The sequence below is a fragment of the Methanoculleus sp. DTU007 genome, from assembly GCF_001512385.1.
GTDB classification, from domain to species: domain Archaea; phylum Halobacteriota; class Methanomicrobia; order Methanomicrobiales; family Methanoculleaceae; genus Methanoculleus; species Methanoculleus thermophilus.
The window spans coordinates 1-278 of record NZ_LFRO01000020.1 but is presented as its reverse complement, the minus strand read 5'-3'; the positions used below and the strand labels follow the sequence as shown (position 1 = coordinate 278).

The 278-nt window shown below is 71.6% G+C and carries 1 protein-coding gene; it reads right to left on the bottom strand.

Going from position 1 to position 278, the window contains the following annotated elements; all coding sequences use genetic code 11:
- Positions 1–278, bottom strand: a 278-nt coding sequence (locus ACI94_RS02015; RefSeq protein ID WP_286681029.1) for a S16 family serine protease, incomplete at both ends; no start/stop codon positions are given.

Sequence of the window (278 nt, the reverse complement as noted above, 5' to 3'; positions counted from 1 at the left end):
ACGGTCACGAACGTAAGATCGCTGCGGACATCCTCGGGGACGTCCTCGAGATCCCGCTCGTTCTCCCGCGGGAGGATGACCGTCTTGATCCCGGCCCGGTGGGCCGCAAGGACCTTCTCCTTGATCCCGCCGACGGGGAGCACCGCGCCGGAGAGGGTCACCTCGCCGGTCATCGCGAGCGTCGGGTCGACGGCTCTCCCGGTCACGAGGGAGGCGAGGGCCGTCAGGATGGTCACCCCCGCCGACGGCCCGTCCTTCGGGGTCGCCCCCGCCGGGAC